Annotated in this window: 13 protein-coding genes; 3 read left to right on the plus strand and 10 right to left on the minus strand. The window is 51.1% G+C overall.

Annotation, left to right across the window (positions count from 1 at the left end; all coding sequences use genetic code 11):
- Window positions 1-85 precede the first annotated feature (85 nt).
- The 5 genes from MKX70_RS29235 to MKX70_RS29255 form a co-directional block, all read right to left on the minus strand.
- A complete protein-coding gene (locus tag MKX70_RS29235) occupies window positions 86-1,444 on the minus strand; it encodes a hemolysin family protein (RefSeq protein ID WP_445323689.1) in 1,359 nt (452 codons plus the stop codon).
- Between the two features lie 18 nt (window positions 1,445-1,462).
- Complete coding sequence (gene yfkAB, locus MKX70_RS29240) at window positions 1,463-2,602, minus strand: radical SAM/CxCxxxxC motif protein YfkAB (RefSeq protein WP_340841381.1); 1,140 nt, start codon at window positions 2,600-2,602, stop codon at window positions 1,463-1,465.
- A 209-nt stretch (window positions 2,603-2,811) separates the two neighbouring features.
- Complete coding sequence (locus MKX70_RS29245) at window positions 2,812-3,915, minus strand: HD-GYP domain-containing protein (RefSeq protein WP_340841382.1); 1,104 nt, start codon at window positions 3,913-3,915, stop codon at window positions 2,812-2,814.
- 151 nt (window positions 3,916-4,066) lie between these two features.
- Window positions 4,067-4,894 (minus strand): undecaprenyl-diphosphate phosphatase, encoded by an 828-nt coding sequence (locus MKX70_RS29250; RefSeq protein ID WP_042234467.1) that lies wholly within the window; start codon window positions 4,892-4,894, stop codon window positions 4,067-4,069.
- A gap of 74 nt (window positions 4,895-4,968) precedes the next feature.
- On the minus strand, window positions 4,969-6,408 hold the full coding sequence (locus tag MKX70_RS29255; RefSeq protein WP_340841383.1) for a bifunctional metallophosphatase/5'-nucleotidase: 1,440 nt from the start codon (window positions 6,406-6,408) through the stop codon (window positions 4,969-4,971).
- 152 nt (window positions 6,409-6,560) lie between these two features.
- Here MKX70_RS29255 and MKX70_RS29260 point away from each other — a divergent pair, with 152 nt between their 5' ends.
- Both MKX70_RS29260 and MKX70_RS29265 read left to right on the plus strand, forming a co-directional pair.
- Window positions 6,561-7,280, plus strand: a complete 720-nt coding sequence (locus MKX70_RS29260) for a molybdenum cofactor biosynthesis protein (protein WP_340841385.1) — start codon at window positions 6,561-6,563, stop codon at window positions 7,278-7,280.
- Window positions 7,281-7,346: 66 nt separating this feature from the next.
- A complete protein-coding gene (locus MKX70_RS29265; protein ID WP_340841387.1) occupies window positions 7,347-8,387 on the plus strand; it encodes an HD-GYP domain-containing protein in 1,041 nt (346 codons plus the stop codon).
- Between the two features lie 84 nt (window positions 8,388-8,471).
- Here MKX70_RS29265 and MKX70_RS29270 read toward each other — a convergent pair whose 3' ends face one another.
- The 3 genes from MKX70_RS29270 to licT form a co-directional block, all read right to left on the minus strand.
- A complete protein-coding gene (locus MKX70_RS29270; RefSeq protein WP_340841388.1) occupies window positions 8,472-9,929 on the minus strand; it encodes a glycoside hydrolase family 1 protein in 1,458 nt (485 codons plus the stop codon).
- 50 nt (window positions 9,930-9,979) lie between these two features.
- On the minus strand, window positions 9,980-11,842 hold the full coding sequence (locus tag MKX70_RS29275; RefSeq protein WP_340841389.1) for a beta-glucoside-specific PTS transporter subunit IIABC: 1,863 nt from the start codon (window positions 11,840-11,842) through the stop codon (window positions 9,980-9,982).
- 221 nt (window positions 11,843-12,063) lie between these two features.
- The gene (gene licT, locus MKX70_RS29280; RefSeq protein ID WP_340841390.1) at window positions 12,064-12,912 is read right to left on the minus strand and encodes a BglG family transcription antiterminator LicT; all 849 of its coding nucleotides are present in this window, start codon (window positions 12,910-12,912) and stop codon (window positions 12,064-12,066) included.
- 268 nt (window positions 12,913-13,180) lie between these two features.
- Here licT and MKX70_RS29285 point away from each other — a divergent pair, with 268 nt between their 5' ends.
- On the plus strand, window positions 13,181-13,429 hold the full coding sequence (locus tag MKX70_RS29285) for a DUF7667 family protein (RefSeq protein WP_042234449.1): 249 nt from the start codon (window positions 13,181-13,183) through the stop codon (window positions 13,427-13,429).
- 72 nt (window positions 13,430-13,501) lie between these two features.
- Here MKX70_RS29285 and MKX70_RS29290 read toward each other — a convergent pair whose 3' ends face one another.
- Both MKX70_RS29290 and MKX70_RS29295 read right to left on the minus strand, forming a co-directional pair.
- A complete protein-coding gene (locus MKX70_RS29290) occupies window positions 13,502-15,370 on the minus strand; it encodes an ABC transporter ATP-binding protein (RefSeq protein WP_081956446.1) in 1,869 nt (622 codons plus the stop codon).
- On the minus strand, window positions 15,367-17,136 hold the full coding sequence (locus MKX70_RS29295; RefSeq protein ID WP_340788856.1) for an ABC transporter ATP-binding protein: 1,770 nt from the start codon (window positions 17,134-17,136) through the stop codon (window positions 15,367-15,369). Before MKX70_RS29295 ends, MKX70_RS29290 begins: the two co-directional genes overlap by 4 nt.
- Between the last annotated feature and the right edge of the window lie 777 nt (window positions 17,137-17,913).

Below are 17,913 nucleotides of genomic sequence, written 5' to 3' on the forward strand. Positions count from 1 at the left end.
AAAAAAACAGGGCACACCAGCAGCCATTAGCGGCTGCCAGTGTACCCTGTTACAATTTAACTCTTTATTTCAGCAATTGCCCTGCTTACTCTTTCTCTTCTTCCGTATCTTCTGCATCCTCTGCGGACTCCGGCGGATTCGCCCGGTGGATATTAATCCGGGTAATCCGCAGCCGGGTGGACTCCTCCACCTCGAAGGTGACGTCGCCGACCACTACCTGTTTGCCTTTGGACGGATTGCCCTCCAGCTCCTTGAACAGCCAGCCGCCAATCGAATCCACTTCTTCATCTTCGATGATGACACCTGTAAGATCATTCACGTCTTCGATCAGCATGCGGCCTTCAACGGAAATGTATTCGCCGTTGCGCTCCACACTGGGGCGTTCATCCTCAAACTCATCATGCAGATCGCCGACAATCTCCTCTAGGATCTCTTCAGCCGTCAGCAGTCCCGCAGTCCCGCCATATTCATCTACGACCAGGGTCAGTTGGGCTTTGTTCTTCTGCATCAGACGGAGCGCATGGCTAATCTCCATCGATTCCGGCACATTCAGAATCGGCCGGACCAGTGAAGCCAGGTCATTCTGCTGCTCCAGCGGTGCGAAGAGGAGATCTGTAATATGGATGAAGCCGATAATCCGGTCCTTATCCTCGAAGGCTACCGGATACCGGGAATGCTTCGTTTCTGTAATGATCCGCATATTGTCCTCCAGGGGGAGATTGCTGTACAGTACATCCATATCCGTACGCGGGAGCATGACTTCACGGGCCAACAGATCGGAGAATTCGAAGATATTGTCCATCAGCTTCATCTCGTCCTTGTCGATAACCCCGCTCTTCGCACTCTGATTCATCAGGATACGGATCTCCTCTTCCGAGTGGGCAGCTTCGGCTTCACTGGCCGGTTCAACACCCACCAGCCTCAGCAGTGCATTAGCCGACGCATTCAGCACCCAGATGAAGGGGAGGAACACATTATAGAAGAACATCAGCGGAGCGGACAGCAGCAGCGCTGAGCCTTCAGTTTTTTGAATCGCCAGGGACTTCGGTGCAAGCTCACCCAGCACAATATGTAAGAAGGTAATAATCGAGAAACCGATAATCACAGATACCGTAGAGATCAGGGTCTGATCCGAAACGCCTAGCTGATACATCAGCGGTTCAACCAGCAGCTCAGAGATCGCCGGTTCTCCGACCCAGCCGAGTCCCAGCGAGGCGAGCGTAATCCCAAACTGGGTGGCAGACAGATATGAATCCAGTCTTTTATTGACCTTCAGCGCATACCCGGCCATTTTGTTCCCTTCGCTGACGAGCTGAGTCAGACGTGATTGTCTGACCTTTACCAGCGAAAACTCCGCCGCAACGAAGATTCCATTCAATAATACGAGCACCAGAACGAGCAAAAGATTAAGCACTAAGCTTCCTATGTCAAATTCCGTATGCACTATAATAACGCCCCATTTCTACAGAGTGATCGCTTTTCTTGTCTTGAAATCAACCTCAGGATAATACATATCGGCTACCAGAAGGTTGGGCCCGCAGCAGCCGGCGGCATCGCAGTGGCAATTCACTTTCTGATTCAGCGGATGCTTAGTCTGCCACTCGGTGAAAATGTCATCCAGCCTGGTGCTGCTGATATTGCCAAATGCAGAAATATCGGCGAAATCTGTTACGAATACATCGCCTGTAAATAAATTCACGTTCACCCGGTTTCTTCCGTCCGGGTCGTTGCGCAGGGTAACATTCTTCTCACTGCGCAGTCTGCGCAGCAGCTGCTGGTCTTCCTCGAGGAAGCTGCAGGCGAAGAACGGCAGTGTGCCGAACAGCATCCACATCTCAGGGTCACGGGCATCCAGCAAGGAATGTATGGCTGCATTCATCTCTCGAAGTGACAATACGGGCAGCTTCGAAGCAAAGCTGGAAGCATACATCGGATGCACCTCATGGCGTCTTGCCCCCATCTCCCCGATCAGCTTGTGGATCTCTGGAAGCTTGGTATGCGTACGGTAATTAATCATCGACTCCGCGGAGATCAGCATACCGTCATCGCTAAGCCGGCGGGAATTTTCCAGCATGGTGTCATACAGCCGGTAGGCAGCTTCCTTCGAGACCGGATGTCCGCTGTTCGCGAAGCCCACCTCATGGAAGTCATCCCCGTTAACATAGTTGAAAGAGATGTGCATGACATCGAGGTATGGAAGCAGCTGCTCATAACGGGAATACGGCATGGTAAGATTGGAGTTGATCTGAGAACGGATGCCCCGCTCACGTGCATACTTCAGCAGCGGGACGATGGTGTTCTCCACCGTTCCGGCACGGAACATCGGCTCCCCGCCGGTGATGCTGATGGTCTGCAGATGCTCTACCTCTTCCAGACGGCGCAGCATATTGGTGAGTGGCAGCAGCTCCCCTTCTTTCATAGTCAGGCTGTCTCCAACAGCGCAGTGCTCACAGCGCATGTTGCACAGATTGGTCACCGTCATCTCTACGCTGGTCAGCACATGCCGCCCGTGCTGGCGAAGAGAGGTAATCGGATCCCAGGGATCGTACTCCGGCGACAGCTCTTGTACAGGTATTGACGATGATGGCTCTAATATACTCATTTCTTGATGCTCCTTTAATGCTTATTCCTTATTATTAACCCAAAACAAATGAAAAAGAACGATAACTTACGCTATATCATACCACGACAAGTGAAAAACTGCGCATCTGCCGCTGATTTGCTGTAATTTCAAAAAAACAGCAAGGCAGAGAACACAGCTCCGCAGCCAAGCGGACGCCTGTATTCTTTCCTCGCTGCTAACAACGCCTATCAAGTGCTCTTCACTATAATTTCTCCGCCATCAGTCACATCTACAATGACTACAGAGAGGGCCTTGCCCAGATCATGCTCATATGGGGTGACCGTTTCCCCTTCCGGGCCGTTAAGCACGCGTACAACAGGTCTGTGCGGTATGCTGGGATCAATCTTGACCACAACACCGCTCTCGCCGGTGCTAAGCTTGACGGTAAGCCCCAGAGGGTAGATCGCCACACGGTCTCTGAAAATCTCCAGCTGCTTCTGCTCATACAACGTGCCGGAGCCGACATACAGCGCCTCGACCGCCTGATGCGGCAGCATGGCTTTTTTGTAGATCCGGTTGGAGGTCATCGCATCATAGGAATCCGCCACACCCAGCCACTTCGCATATTCATGAATCTGCGGACCGGTCAAACCGCGCGGGTAGCCGGAACCGTCGATCCGCTCATGATGCTGCAGTGCACAATGGGCCGCGAGCAGCGGGATATTCGGCTCTTCCTTAAGAATCCGGTAACCGATTTCGGTATGCGCCTGCATGTGCTTGAATTCATCTTCACTGAGCATCCCGGGCTTCTGAACAATTTTGACCGGAATCTGTGTCTTGCCGATATCATGCAGCAGCGAACCGAGTCCGATGACCCGCAGTTCTTCCTTGCTGTAGCCATGGGCAATGCCAAGCACCAGTGTGTAGAGGCATACGTTCAGGGAATGCACATACAGATAGTTGTCTGCGGTGTGCATATCCAGCAGCATAATCATCGGATCTTCCTGAGCCGACATATCGTCCAGTATGGAATCCATCACTTTGGAGAACTTCTTATCCAGATGATAGAAGCCTTTGGTAATTCCCGAAGCGCCGGACATTTGCTGAAATTGATTTCTGATTACCTTGAGCGCCTGATTTCGCGTCTCATCCTGCAGCATTCCGGGAATCACGACATCTTCCGTGACGGAATCCTCTATATAGATATAGCCGATATCGATCCTAGCGAGCCGCTTGATCAGGGCATCAGTAAGCTCTACTCCATCAGCGAGCAGAACCAGTCCTTCATCACTATAAATTTTTTTACCCAGCTTCATTCCCGCCTGAAGCCGATTCACGGATACTAAACGCACCTTGGCTCACTCCTGCCTTTAACGGTAAATTGCTATTCTGTTTCGGAATCCTTGAGTTAAACGCTGTGCCTATACCGTTACCTTGAGCGACCGGACAAGCGCATGTATGTAAGACTGCCTCTCTTGCCCGGTAATGCTAAGCCGGGTGAGCTTAACGCATAACAAACAGCCAGAAGACGGCCGCAAGTATGAACCGGTAGATCGCGAAATGGGTCGGTCTGATCTTCTGGATCAATCTCATAAACAGAACAACTACCACATAGGCCACCACGAAAGAAATCACGAAGCCAATGGCGAAATACCAGATGGTATCATTCGTGAAATTGCGGTAGGAATCCAGCAGTTCATAGCCCGAGGCTGCACACATAATCGGAATCGCGATGAGGAAGGAGAAATCCGCCGAAGCCTTGTAGCTGACCCCGCTGAGCATCCCCCCGGAGATCGTCGAACCGGAACGGGAGAACCCTGGCCAGAGCACGGAAATAATCTGATAGAGTCCGATCGCCAGCGCCTGCCCGTAGGACAGATCATCCAGCTCATGCGCGGTCACACGAATCTTGCGTTTGTTCACCCATTCCGCGATAATCATCAGAATCCCGCCGGCCACCAGTGCCCAGAGAACCGTAGATGCACCGAACAGGCCTTTGATGAAATCACGGGCGAAAAAGGCTACTGCGAGCGCAGGCACAATACCCAGCATCACATGAATCAGGTTCAGGCGTGATGCCGGCATGACTCCGCCTCTGCTTCTGCCGCTGCGGCCGATCCCCAGCAGATTCAGAATCCGCTGGCGGTAGACAATGGCAATGGCCAGAATGGCCCCAAGCTGAATGACAATCTCATACGTCTTCATAATGGAATCCTGCTCGTCAAACCCCAGCAGCTTCGTGGTAAGAATCATGTGTCCCGTTGATGATACCGGGATAAACTCGGTTATTCCTTCTACAATTGCCAGAATTATTGCTGTAATTGTATCCATATAATCCTCCTGATCTAGTCAATGAAATCTGATGCAGCTATGACTACTAATGTTTGTATGAATTGCGGGATGTATCAGGTGGTCAGACTCACCCAGCGGGCAACTTCGCTCTCATCGAGACTCCCCGGGCGCTGGAGCTCCATCCGCAGCAGATCGCGCAGGAAATGAGGCAGCAAATAGACAGGCTCCCGGCCATTCGCTATACTCTCATACCCGGTGCGGAATGTGAACATATCCAGCGTACCGACACTATACTCCCGTCCGTCTTCCAGCTTTTCTCCGCCGACAAAAATTGCAATACCGTTATCATACGGCATGACCCTTGGATCGTACAAGATTTTTAATCCGTCGACAGCCAGACTGCCCAGCATATTCCCCCGGAATCCATAGCCGTAGATTACCTTATTGCGGTATTCCTCCATTAGACTCTGTTCCAGCGCAATGCGGATATCCTTGCCGGTAAGCTGCACAATGCACGGATTAATCGGGGAAGGGCATAGGGCATGCAGCATGCCTGCCGTAATATTACCCTCCGGCAGGGGGCCGAGCAGCTGCCCGGAATTGACAAGCGAGAAGGAGCTGCCCGTAAAGCGGCGGACAGCCTGTGCCAGCAGGTTGCCAAACGGTGATTCGCCCTGCAGGTCGAGCGGCAGCCCGCGGTCGCTGATGGCAACGGTCTCCTGCAGCACCTCACGGCCACGCTGCAGGTGAATTGCTGCCGCCGGAGCGATGATCTCTTCAGTCAGCGCGCCATTGACTGCGGTACATCCCCCTTCAGCCAGCCGGAAGGCTCCGCCCGGCTGTTCACGCTCAAATACCACCCGTCCGAGATACCGGCCGAACTTACCGGCTCCGCATACGGCCGTGCCGCCTATCATCTGCGGCTTCTCCAGCATATGGTGGGTGTGCCCGCCAAGAATGGCATGTACCCCTTCCAGATTCTCTGCCAGCTTCTGATCCGCAGGCAGCCCCAGATGGGATAGAATGATCAGAATATCTACTTGAGGGGCCAGCAGCAGACACTGCTCGCGCAGCGCTTCTTCAGGGTCCAGCACATCCCAGCCCAGCAGGGAGTAGAAGGAAGTGAAGGCTGCCGTGGCACCGGTCAGCCCGATCTTAATCCCGTCTTTCTCCAGGATGGCATGACGCTGCATCCAGTGCGGAGGCTCCCCGGTTGCAGACTCCAGGAAGTTGCAGCACACCACAGGACACTGGATGCCGGTGAATATAGCCGAGAGCATCTCCTGTGAGAAGGTAAGGCCTTCGTTGTTGCCGATAGTTACAGCATCATATCCGGTCAGATTCATAATATCGATGTTAGCCTGCCCCATCGTGCCTTCCGTCTCTACAGCAGCCCTGTCCATATGGTCCCCGATATCCAGCAGCAGCACCGGACCTTCGCCTGCAGCAGCCTTCATTGCAGAAATCTCTGCCGCTACAGGACTCATCATTTCATAATGGCTATGTATGTCATTGGTATGAAGAATGGTTAATCTTTGCGGCTCAGGCTTCATAAGCTTGCTTCCCTCCCACTTGTACAGCCGTTTATAGTGTAAGCGGCAGGCTTGTGCTCTTCTAGAGTTAGCATAACATTTTCAGGCTCATTATGGTATATTGTAATCATTATAAGCTGTCCTAACTTATGTAACTACGAGGTGATTAAATCATGCATGTGTCCATTCGACTGTTTGCGGGTCTGGCCGAAGTCATCGGCTCCTCTACTCTGACATTCCATGCCCATGAGTCGCCTTTGACAGCCGGCAAACTGAAAGAACTGCTCTCCGCTTCATATCCCGATGCCGCTCCGCAGATCAATGTATCCCTGGTTGCCGTTGACCGGGAATATGCGCCGGATGATACAGAGATTGCCGAAAGCTCCGAGGTGGCATTGATCCCGCCCGTGTCCGGCGGAGAACCTGAAGCTGACGAGACAGCAGACGGCCTGTTCAGCATTACGGATCAGCCCTTGAAGGCTGAGCTGCTCCTGGACAAGGTACAGGATGTTAACCACGGAGCCTCACTCCTCTTTGTAGGCACCACCAGGGAGATGACTGGAGATCAACAGACAACCGCCCTTCATTATGAAGCTTATGTACCCATGGCACTGAAAAAGCTGCAGGAAATAGGCCTCCAGATTCAGGAACGCTGGCAGGCTCACTGCGCAATTGCACACCGGATCGGGCTCGTAGGGCTCAAAGAAGCCAGTGTTGTCATTGCCGTATCCGCACCGCACCGTGATACCTGTTATGAGGCTAGCCGTTACGCCATTGAGGCGCTAAAAGTCTCAGTCCCCGTATGGAAAAAGGATATCCGGGATTCAGGCTCACAGTGGCTCGGGAAAGATCTCCAGGCTGAAGAATCCTCCAGCTATAAACAGTACTCCTAAACCATTGAATATTCCCGACTTTGTTGCTATGCTGGAAAAAATCGCTATAGTAAGGTGGCATATTCATTGAGAGTACACGTCATGGATCTAAAACCGGGTGATCATCTGCGGATGGATACCTTCAGCTCACGCGGGCTGCATGTACTCCCCAAAGGATCGCGACTCCAGTTAGAGGAGATCGCCAAGCTGATACAGCATGGCGTAGATTATGTTGATATTGAAACGGTGCAGGAAGAACCCGCACCCTCAAGCAGGTCCTCAATCATCCAGGCTGCCTCCAGCAGCTTCGACATCATGATCGATGGTTTTGAATCTCTATATATGGAAGCACTCACTAAGGGAAGCTTCAATCAGTCCGTTGTAGACGATATCCTCCAGCCGACGTTATCCACGCTCGACAAACACAAAGATGTCGTCTCACTCCTTCTGCTGCTTGACCGGGAAGACAATTATACCTACAACCATTCCCTGCAGGTAGGGATGCTATCCTATTATATTGCCTCCTGGCTGGGATATTCCAAGGCGGAGTGTTATGAGATCGGCCGTGCAGGATACCTGATCGATATCGGCAAATGCCGGATCTCCCCTGATATTCTGAACAAACCCGGCAAGCTGACCGCTGCCGAATTCGACAAAATCAAACTACATACGGTTTACGGGTACGATATCATTCAGAATTCCATGAACGATCCTTTCACAGCTTTAGTCGCCTTGCAGCATCATGAACGTGAAGACGGCTCCGGCTACCCGCATCAGCTTACCAAGAACGATATTCATCCTTATGCCCAGATTGCAGCGGTCGCCGATATATACAGCGCCATGACCTCCCACCGTGTCTACCAGTCCAAGCAGGAACTGATTTCCGTACTGCGCGAGATCAACTCACTCAGCTTCGGCAAGCTGAACGGCAAACCGGTACAAGCTTTCATTCAGCATCTCATGCCTAATTTCATCGGCAAACGCGTACTGCTCAGCACCGGAGATATGGGTGTAATCATCATGAACAACCCGCTGGATGTCTTCCGTCCGCTCGTACAGAGCGAAGGCAAATTCCTTGATTTGTCGCGCGAACGCAAAATTGCGGTCGTGGAGATCTATATGGAATAGGCCGGTTACATATAAATTCATGCAAAAAGGAGACTCCTGAACCCGGATACGGCTTCAGCGAATCTCCTTTTCTTTTAACGCAGGCTATAGTTCTTCACCATTGCTGGCGATGACCTTCTTGTACCAATGGAAAGAGTCTTTCTTCGAACGGTTCAACGTCCCGTTACCGTCATCATCCAGATCCACGTAGATGAAGCCGTAGCGCTTCGACATTTCCGAAGTAGACATACTCACCAGGTCAATCGGTCCCCAGCTTGTATAGCCCATCAGTTCCACACCGTCCATAATGGCTTCCTTCATCTGAGCAATATGCTGCCTTAGATAATCGATACGGTAGCTGTCATGGATGGAGCCGTCCGGCTCAACCTTATCATATGCCCCAAGCCCATTTTCAACGATGAACAGCGGTTTCTGGTAACGGTCATACATCGTGTTCAGCATAATCCGTAGCCCGGTCGGGTCGATCTGCCAGCCCCATTCCGAGGCCTTGAGATAAGGATTTCTTATCCCTCCGAACAGATTACCCTGTGCCCGTTCCCCTTCAGGACTAACAGACAGCGTGAGGGTCATATAGTAGCTGAATGCCACATAATCCACCGTGTACTGCTTCAGAAGTTCATCATCGCCCGGCTCCTTGTGGAGAACAATATTGTGCTCTGCAAAATAACGGTCCATATATTTCGGATATTCTCCGCGTGCATGGACATCGGTAAAGTACAGGTTCAGCTGATTCTCATGCTGGTTCAGCCGCACATCCTCCGGATTACAAGTAGCCGCATAGCTCTCCATCCGCGCCAGCATGCAGCCCATCCGGGAACCGGGGATAATCTCATGCACCAGCCTGGTGGCCAGCGAGCTTGCTACGAACTGGTGATGCAGTGCCTGGTATATCGTCTGCAGCTTATTCCCGGCACGGTCAATGACAACACCGCCGCCGGTAAACGGGCTAAGGGTCATCATGTTGATCTCATTGAAGGTGATCCAGTATTTCACTTTATCCTTATAGCGCCGGAACACCGTTTCGGCATAGCGGGTGAAGCAGTCAACGAGTTCGCGGGAGGCCCAGCCGTTGTATTTCTGCGTCAGACCGAGCGGAGTTTCGTAATGCGCCAGGGTAACCAACGGCTCTATCCCGTATTTATGCAGCTCATCGAATACATCGTCGTAGAATTTAAGACCGGCCTCATTCGGCTGGGCATCATCGCCATTCGGATAAATCCGTGCCCAGTTGATCGACAGACGGAACACCTTGAAGCCCATTTCAGCAAATAAAGCGATGTCCTCTTTGTAGCGGTGGTAGAAGTCAACCCCTTCACGTTTGGGAAAACGTGCGTTGAATTCGCCGGAAAGAATTTGAGCGATCCGCTCTGAGCTGATTTCGATAGCATGATCATTGCTTCGCTCTGCTTTGGGCACGTAGGCTACCATATCCGCACTGGACAGGCCTTTACCGCCCTGATCATAAGCGCCTTCCAGCTGGTTCGCGGCAGTAGCCCCGCCCCACAGGAAGTGATCCGGAAATTTCTGTTTGAACTTAGTCATGTGTATCTCCTTTTGTATGCCGCAGGTAATTACTCAATGGAGAGCGGCTTCTAGTGTATTAGGGTTAGCAAAGCTTCGCCGTTTATTACTTCACTTCCGGTATTCTTCAGAACATCGAGGTATCCTGCCGAGTTGGTGACAATGACCGGGGTCGCTGTTACAAAGCCTGCCTCACGTATAGCTTCCAGGTCAAATTCCAGTAATAGCTGTCCCTGCACGACCTTATCTCCCTCTTGTACCTTTTTGTCAAAATGTTTCCCCTTCAGCTTCACCGTGTTGACTCCTACATGGATCAACAGCTCTGCGCCGCCATCCGAAGTAATGCCAATCGCATGCCCTGTCGGGAATACCGTGGTTACCGTTCCGTTCACCGGAGAAGTCAGCTTCCCGGAGGACGGCTCGATGACAATGCCTTTACCCATTGCGCCGGAAGCAAAAGCTTCATCGGGCAGACTATCGAGCGGCTGCAGTGCTCCTGCCAGAGGACTTACCACCATTTCCTTGTCAATCATAGTTGGCGTAGTTGGGTTAACCGGTCCGCTTGAGTTAACAGATGCTGCTGTATCGGCTGCCGGGTCATCAAATCCAAGTACAAATACCAGGACAGCAGCCAATAAGAAGGCAACGGCAATACCGATGATTACCCAGATGAATCCAGTTCCGAAATAAGTAGGCAAGGCCAGCAGTCCCGGCAAGGAGAAGGACAGTGCTCTTGCGCCGCCTTGTGCGATAATCGCTCCACCGATCGCCCCGGAGATACAGGCGTAGATAAACGGTTTCTTGAGCTTCAGGGTAACCCCGTAGATTGTCGGTTCAGTAATCCCGAAGATGGCTGCCAGTGTGGAAGAACCGGCCAGAGCTTTGAGCTGCGGGTTCCTGGATTTCAGGAATACGCCGAATACTGCACCGGCCTGAGACAGAACCGCCGCACAGAGGATTGGCAGCATAGTATCATGTCCCAGAGTAGCAATATTACTGAGCATGATCGGTACAAAGCCCCAATGTACACCGAAGATCACGAATACCTGCCAGAATGCCCCGGCAATGGCCCCGGCAACCAAAGGACTAAGGTTGTACAGCCACGTATAGCCGGAAGCCAAACCGTCACTGATCATTGATCCTACAGGCCCGAAGGCCAGGAACGTGAGCGGAATTACGATTAAGAGCGCGAACATGGGCACCAGAATATTTCGGACTGATTCATGAATGAACGAACGGAACCATTTCTCCACATAGGATTGTACCCATACCGCAAGAATGATCGGAATGACGCTGGAGGAATAGTTAATCAGCACAATCTTGATCCCCAGGAAGTTCAGCGGGTCCGGCGAACCCACAGCAGCAATTACCGAAGGGTATATCAGCGCCCCGGCTACTGCTATGGAGACAAATGGATTGGCTTTAAATTTACGCGCCGCTGTAACTGCCAGGAACACAGGCAGGAAGTAGAACACGCTGTCTGACGCCGCATTGAGAATCAGATACGTACCGCTGGTGCCGCTGATCCATTCCAGCGAGAGAATCAAAGCCAGCAAGCCTTTAAGAATCCCGGCACCGGCGAGTGCACCAAGAATCGGAGAGAAAATGCTTGAAATAATATCGACCGCTTTGCCGAGTACACCGGTACTTTCGGAGCTTTCGTCATTACCGCTTTTCTCGGCATCCTGCAAAGAGGTTTCCTTCATAATCTGCTCGAACACCTGGCTGACATTGTTGCCGATGACGACCTGGAACTGGCCGCTGTTCTCCACCACGGTAATGACACCCGGTGTTTTTTCAAGCGCTGCTTTGTTGGCCTTGCTGTTATCCTTCAATTTGAATCTCAGGCGTGTTGCACAATGGAATACGGAATTCACATTACCTTCTCCGCCAACGAGTGTAATAATCTGTTTGGATAAGTCTTTATTGCTCACTTGGGTATGCTCCTTTATATGTCCTGATTGATCAAACATCGCTGCAGAGGCGGGTTGTGCCAGCAAGTTCTACTCCCCCCTGCAAACAAGAAAAACCTGAACTCAGGGCAAAAGGGCGTCAAAAACGCTAATTTTGCCATCAGTTCAGGTTTTGCCTGCATTACCAGTTACACCCTGTAGGATGGAAAATATGAAGTTGTGAGGTTGGCACAGGTTACTTGTTATTCCAGACTATTACGGTCCGTCACCCGCTGGATGTGAATGGTCAGATAGACATATTCATCCTTGCTTAAGCTCTGGCCATGGGATTTCTCCAGATACTCATTGATCTTGCTTGCACATTCGAAGGCCTTGACATAAGTCTGCCTCACCTGGTTATACAGAAATTCCTCGCCGCTGTTATTTGTCTCCTTCTTCAGGATCCGCATGGAGAAATACTGCAGATGTGTCAGGAACCGCGAGTAATTCAGTGAAGTCTCATCAAGCACCAGCTTGTAGTGATAGGTAACAATATTCAGAATATTCTGCACGATTTCCGTCATCTTGACGGTTGATCTCATCTCATTGCCGCCATCCATCCTGGCATTCACCAGATGCAATGCAATAAAACCGGCTTCATTTTCACCTAGCGCTAGGCCCGTTGCCTGCTGTATAATCTTGAGGGCATCCAGCCCGATCTCATATTCCTTCTTGTAAAAGCGTTTGATTTCGAACAGCATCGCGTTCTTCAGCAGGATTCCCTTTTCGAAACGCTGCAGCGCAAAATGAATATGGTCTGTCAGCGTCAGGTACAGGTTATCACTCAGCTCAGTGCCCAGCACCCCGTTCGCATACATCACAATCTCATTAGCCAGCTCCAGATGCACCACTGGAATATCATTCAGCAGCTCCGTCAGCCTTGCCGTGAATTCGTTCTCATTAAGCAGGAAAATCTTGTCCACCTTAGCCGGATCTACATAATCCCCTGCCACCTTGTTGAAGGAAATCCCTCTGCCCATGACAATGACTTCCTTGCCTTTCTGGTTCTTGGTCAGAAGTACATTGTTGTTCAGCACCTTCTCGATAATCATCTCTATCTCACCTCCCGCCATATAGTTTGTACAAAAAAAGCCTAAGTTGATCCCAATATCATTAAGAAAATGATACTCGCATCAGCTTAGGCATTGCCCGCGTTACCGGTCACAATCCTGTATTACTGTTATTGTAGCATAAAAAAAAGCGATTTCAAGAACTTTATTTCTTATGATCTGAAAATTTATTTTCTGTCAAATGCTCCAGTTTGAATCCGCGTTTCCGGGGCTAGGCTGATAGCAAACGATCAATTGGAGGAGATAACCTATGCTTGCAGTTCATCAGCGCCTTGCGGAGCTGTATACCCTTAGTCTGAGACGGCCGCTGGCCGCAGCGGAACGTGACGAGCAGCAGCACTGCCTTCATGTCAACACGGTGTACTGCTGGGAAATGGCCCGGCTTAACAATGAAGCCATGCTGGCGGCACATACGGAAGACTCTCAGTGGCAGCAGGAGATTAGTGCACAGATGCTGGAGGTCCGGGTAACCGGCAGAGCCGCCAAGCGGCAGGGGTGAATTTCTATAAAATAACAGCAGCCCTCCCTGCTAATAAAAGTGTGCCGGGGAGGGCTGCTGTTTGTCATTCACCTATAAGAAGCGGAACTGCGCTTCAATTAAACCGTTATAAATGCCGTCACGCTCGGTAAGCTCGGCGTGATTGCCTTCTTCCTTGATCTCGCCATGATCCAGCACCACAATCTTATCCGCATGGCGGATGGTGGAGAGCCGATGGGCTACGATGAAGGAGGTCCGGCCCTGAAGCAGCAGCTTCAGCGCTTCCTGGATCTTGATCTCCGTCTCCGTATCGATACTGGCTGTCGCTTCATCCAGGATCAGAATCCGCGGATCGGCGAGCAGCGCCCGGGCGAAGGACAGCAGCTGGCGCTGGCCCATGGACAGTGCGCTGCCGCGCTCTTCGACTTCAGTTTCATAGCCGCCCGGCAGCTTCATAATAAAGTCATGGGCATCCACCGCCTTGGCGACCTCCTCGATCTCCTGATCGGTCGCAGTCAGCCGTCCGAACCGGATGTTGTCGCGAATCGTTCCCGAGAAGATGAAGGTATCCTGGAGCACGATCCCGATCTGTTCCCGCAGGCTCTGCAGAGTAACATTTCGGATATCCCTGCCGTCAATCGTGATGTCGCCGCTCTTGATATCATAGAACCGGCCGATGAGGTTAATGATTGTGCTTTTACCGGAGCCGGTATGGCCGACGAGGGCAATCGATTGGCCGGCTTTCACATCGAGATCAATGCCTTTGAGCGCGGCGCGGCCTTTTTCATATTCAAATACGACCTTGTTAAAGTGAATGTCTCCCTGAATCTTGGACAGCGGCGTTGCGCCCGGCTTATCCTGAACCGCAGGCTGCTCATCGAGATACTCGAAGATCCGTTCCGAGGAAGCCATGGCCACCAGCAGCTGATTGTACATCTGGCCGAGGCGGTTAATCGGGTCCCAGAAGTTACTGACATACGTACTGAAGGCCACCAGGAAACCAACGGTAAGCTCACCGGACTGGATCAGATAAGCCCCGAACCAGAAGAGAATCATCGTTCCGAAGCCGCCGGTGACTTCAATAATCGGACCGAACGCCTGGTTCATTGCCGAAGCCTTGTTCCAGGATTTCCGGCTGTCCATATTCATGGCATCGAAATAATGCATATTTTCTTCTTCCTGGGTGTAAGCCTGGGTCACGCGAATCCCCTGAATCGACTCATTCAGATGGGAGTTGATCCGGGAATTCTTCATCCGCACATCCTGCCAGGCGATCCGGATCCGCTGCCGCAGCTTGGTGGAGATCAGGAACATAACCGGTACAGTGATCATTACCGCAAGTCCCAGCTTCCAGTTGATCAGCAGCAGTATGACCATAATGCCGACCAGCTGGACGCAGTCGATCATCAGGTTGACGACCCCATTCGTGAACAAATCCTGCAGTGAGTTGATATCATTCGTCACCCGCACCAGTACTGATCCGGCCGGTCTTTTGTCGAAGAAGTTGAAGGAGAGCTTCTGAATATGGCGGAACAGATCCGAACGCAGATCATAAATGACCCGTTGCCCGATCACATTCGTATATTTAATCCGGTACACACCGGCGATCCATTGGATCAGATATAGCACAATAACACTGGCCGTCAGCGTGTATAGCAGCGTAAGACTTGAGTTGCCGTCCTCGGGAGCAATTGCCTTATCGATCGCCATACTTGTCAGGAATGGAACCGTCAGCTTCGTCACTGTACCAAGAATCATCATTACCGCAACGAGCGGCAGCATCTGCCTGGCATATGGCTTCATATAGCCGAACAGGCGGGTGAACTGCTTCCAGTCAAAAGCCTTGTCAATCACGTCATCATCCTTATAGACGAAACGCTCCTCCAAAGTCTGTTCCTCTGCCTTGCTGTTATCCTTCTCTAACGCCGCACTTGCGGCCTGCTTGGATGTCTCAAGATTCATGCCGGATCACCTGCCCCTAGTTCATTATCCCTGGCCAAATAATCGGCATATTGAATCCGGTATACATCCTGGTAAGGTCCCGGAACCTCAATCAGTTCCTTATGCGTACCTTGCTGCACCATCTTCCCTTCATTCATAACTATAATCTGGTCGGCATGGCGCAGAGAGGAAATCCGGTGGGCAATGATCAAGGTTGTACGTCCGCGCATAACCTCCTGGAATCCTGCCTGAATCTCATGCTCCGTCTCCATATCGACCGCGCTGGTCGCATCATCCAGAATGAGAATCCGCGGGTTCTTCAGCAGCGCGCGGGCAATGGCAATCCGCTGCTTTTGTCCGCCGGAGAGGCCCATTCCGCGTTCACCTACCACGGTATCATAGCCCTCCGGCATCTCCATAATGAACTCATGCGCCTTCGCCAGCTCGGCGGCACGGATGATTTCATCCATGCTGACATTTTTGAGTCCATAGGAGATATTATTGCGGATGGAGGAGGAGAACAGGAACGTCTCCTGGAACACCGTCGAGATCTGTGCACGCAGACTGCGGACCTGGAGATCACGGATATCCACCCCGTCGAGCTTGATACTTCCTTGATTCACATCATAAGCGCGCATCATCAATTGGGTAATGGTTGATTTCCCGGAGCCGGTTCCCCCCAGGAATCCGATGACCGCACCGGGCTCAGCATGGAAATGAATATCCTTGACTGCCGGCATCTTGTTCCCGTAAGCAAAAGTAACATGATCGAAGTCCACTTCGCCTTTCACATCGGACGGTACAAGTACACTTGCATTCTCTGTATCCTTCACATCTATCTGCTGATTAAGGACTTGAAGCACGCGTTCTCCGGATGCCTTGGACTGGGTATAGTTGTTGATTTGGAAGCCAAGGCCCCATACCGGACCGATAATATACCAGATCAGGCTGAAGAAAGCGACAAGTTCTCCGAGCGACATATGCTTGTTAATGACCAGTGTACCGCCAACTCCCAGCAATATCGCTACACTGACCGAAGCGAGCAGCTCCATCACAGGGAAGAATTTACTCCATAGCTCGGCGGCAAAAATCTGATTATCCTTATAACGTTCATTACGGTGTGAGAACTTCTCAACTTCGTAGGCCTCTCTGGCAAACGATTTGACTGTTCTCACCCCGGTGACATTCTCCTGTACAGCCGTTGTCAGGGAGCTTAACGCCAGACGCATCTCCTGAAAGGCCGGGTGAATCTTGGATTCGAATCTGAGTGCAACTACAGCCAGGAACGGCATAGTGATCAGAGTAACCAGCGTAAGCTGCCAGTTGATTGTGAACATCATGATGGAACCGAACAAAACCATAAAAAACACATTCAGCAATTGGGCAAATCCGAAGCCGATGAACATCCGGATCGCTTCCAAATCCCCGGTCAGCCGGGACATCAGGTCACCTGTCTTCGCCGTATCATAGTAACGGAAGGACAGGAATTGCAGCTTCTCATAGCAGGCATTGCGCAGCCGGTAGGCCAGAAAATTCCCCAGCCGTCCACCGAAGAAGCCATGGGCAAATTGGAGGCAGGCCTTAACAATAATTACACCAAGCACACTAAGAGCGAGTACGGGCACCTCAGTAAACTTTAGGGGAACAATAACATCATCAATCAATCTCCTTAACAAATTGGGGGTAATAAGCCCCACTGCAGTTGCGGCCGCCAAACATATAATCGACAGAATCAAATAGTGCAGCTTCTCCCGATAAAAGCCCCGCAGTTGCCTGAGAACATCCATATCTCTCCTCCTTAAAGCTTTACGAAGTAAAGCTACTTCGTAAGCATGGTCTTAGCCCCAAAACCTCACATCTCAAGCCACCTTTTTATGCGCTTTCAATTTAGGGACTTTAAGCAGTTTATCACCCATGATTTAATGCGGCAAAGGGGAGAAATGAGCATTTTCCTTGTTTTTTCGGAAAAAACAGGGCTTAAGCAGGTGAAAAAGACCTCCCATAGCTTTAATTCCTCCTATTTCCTCGTAAATACTGCTCAATTAAGATATAGCAAGATTCAACCCTGCGAAACAGCTTTTTGGCTGTCCGTTAAAAGGAATATTATGTATTAATATTATAAAAGTGTCACTGCAAGCCTTTAACGGCCCCCTTCCTGCCTGAGGCGGACTGACATTCCGCTAATCGGGCAAATCAGAGAATTTGCCTGTCACCTGGACTCACATTCCTTTATTTGATCGCGCGCCCCTTCTTTCAGGCGCGAAAATACAAGATATCGGAATCTCAGTCCGTTTCAGCGTGACTCCACACAAAAAAGCACAAGCAGCAGAGCATAACAGCAATGCTTCGATGCTTGCACTTATTCATTAGCCTAATCATTACACCATTCAGCTCAGAGAACATAATTCGGGCATCTCCAATCAACAACCCCTCCGGCATCCCCCTGCTCCGGGCTATCCAGTTCAAAGTTTGCTCCAAAGTGAAGGGTTCCGGCCAGAAGGTCATCGTTACTGAATCAGACTGGATAGCGATACCGGAGCAGCTGATTCCTGTAAGACATACGC

The organism is Paenibacillus sp. FSL R7-0312, assembly GCF_038004445.1.
Classification (GTDB): Bacteria; Bacillota; Bacilli; order Paenibacillales; family Paenibacillaceae; genus Paenibacillus_AQ.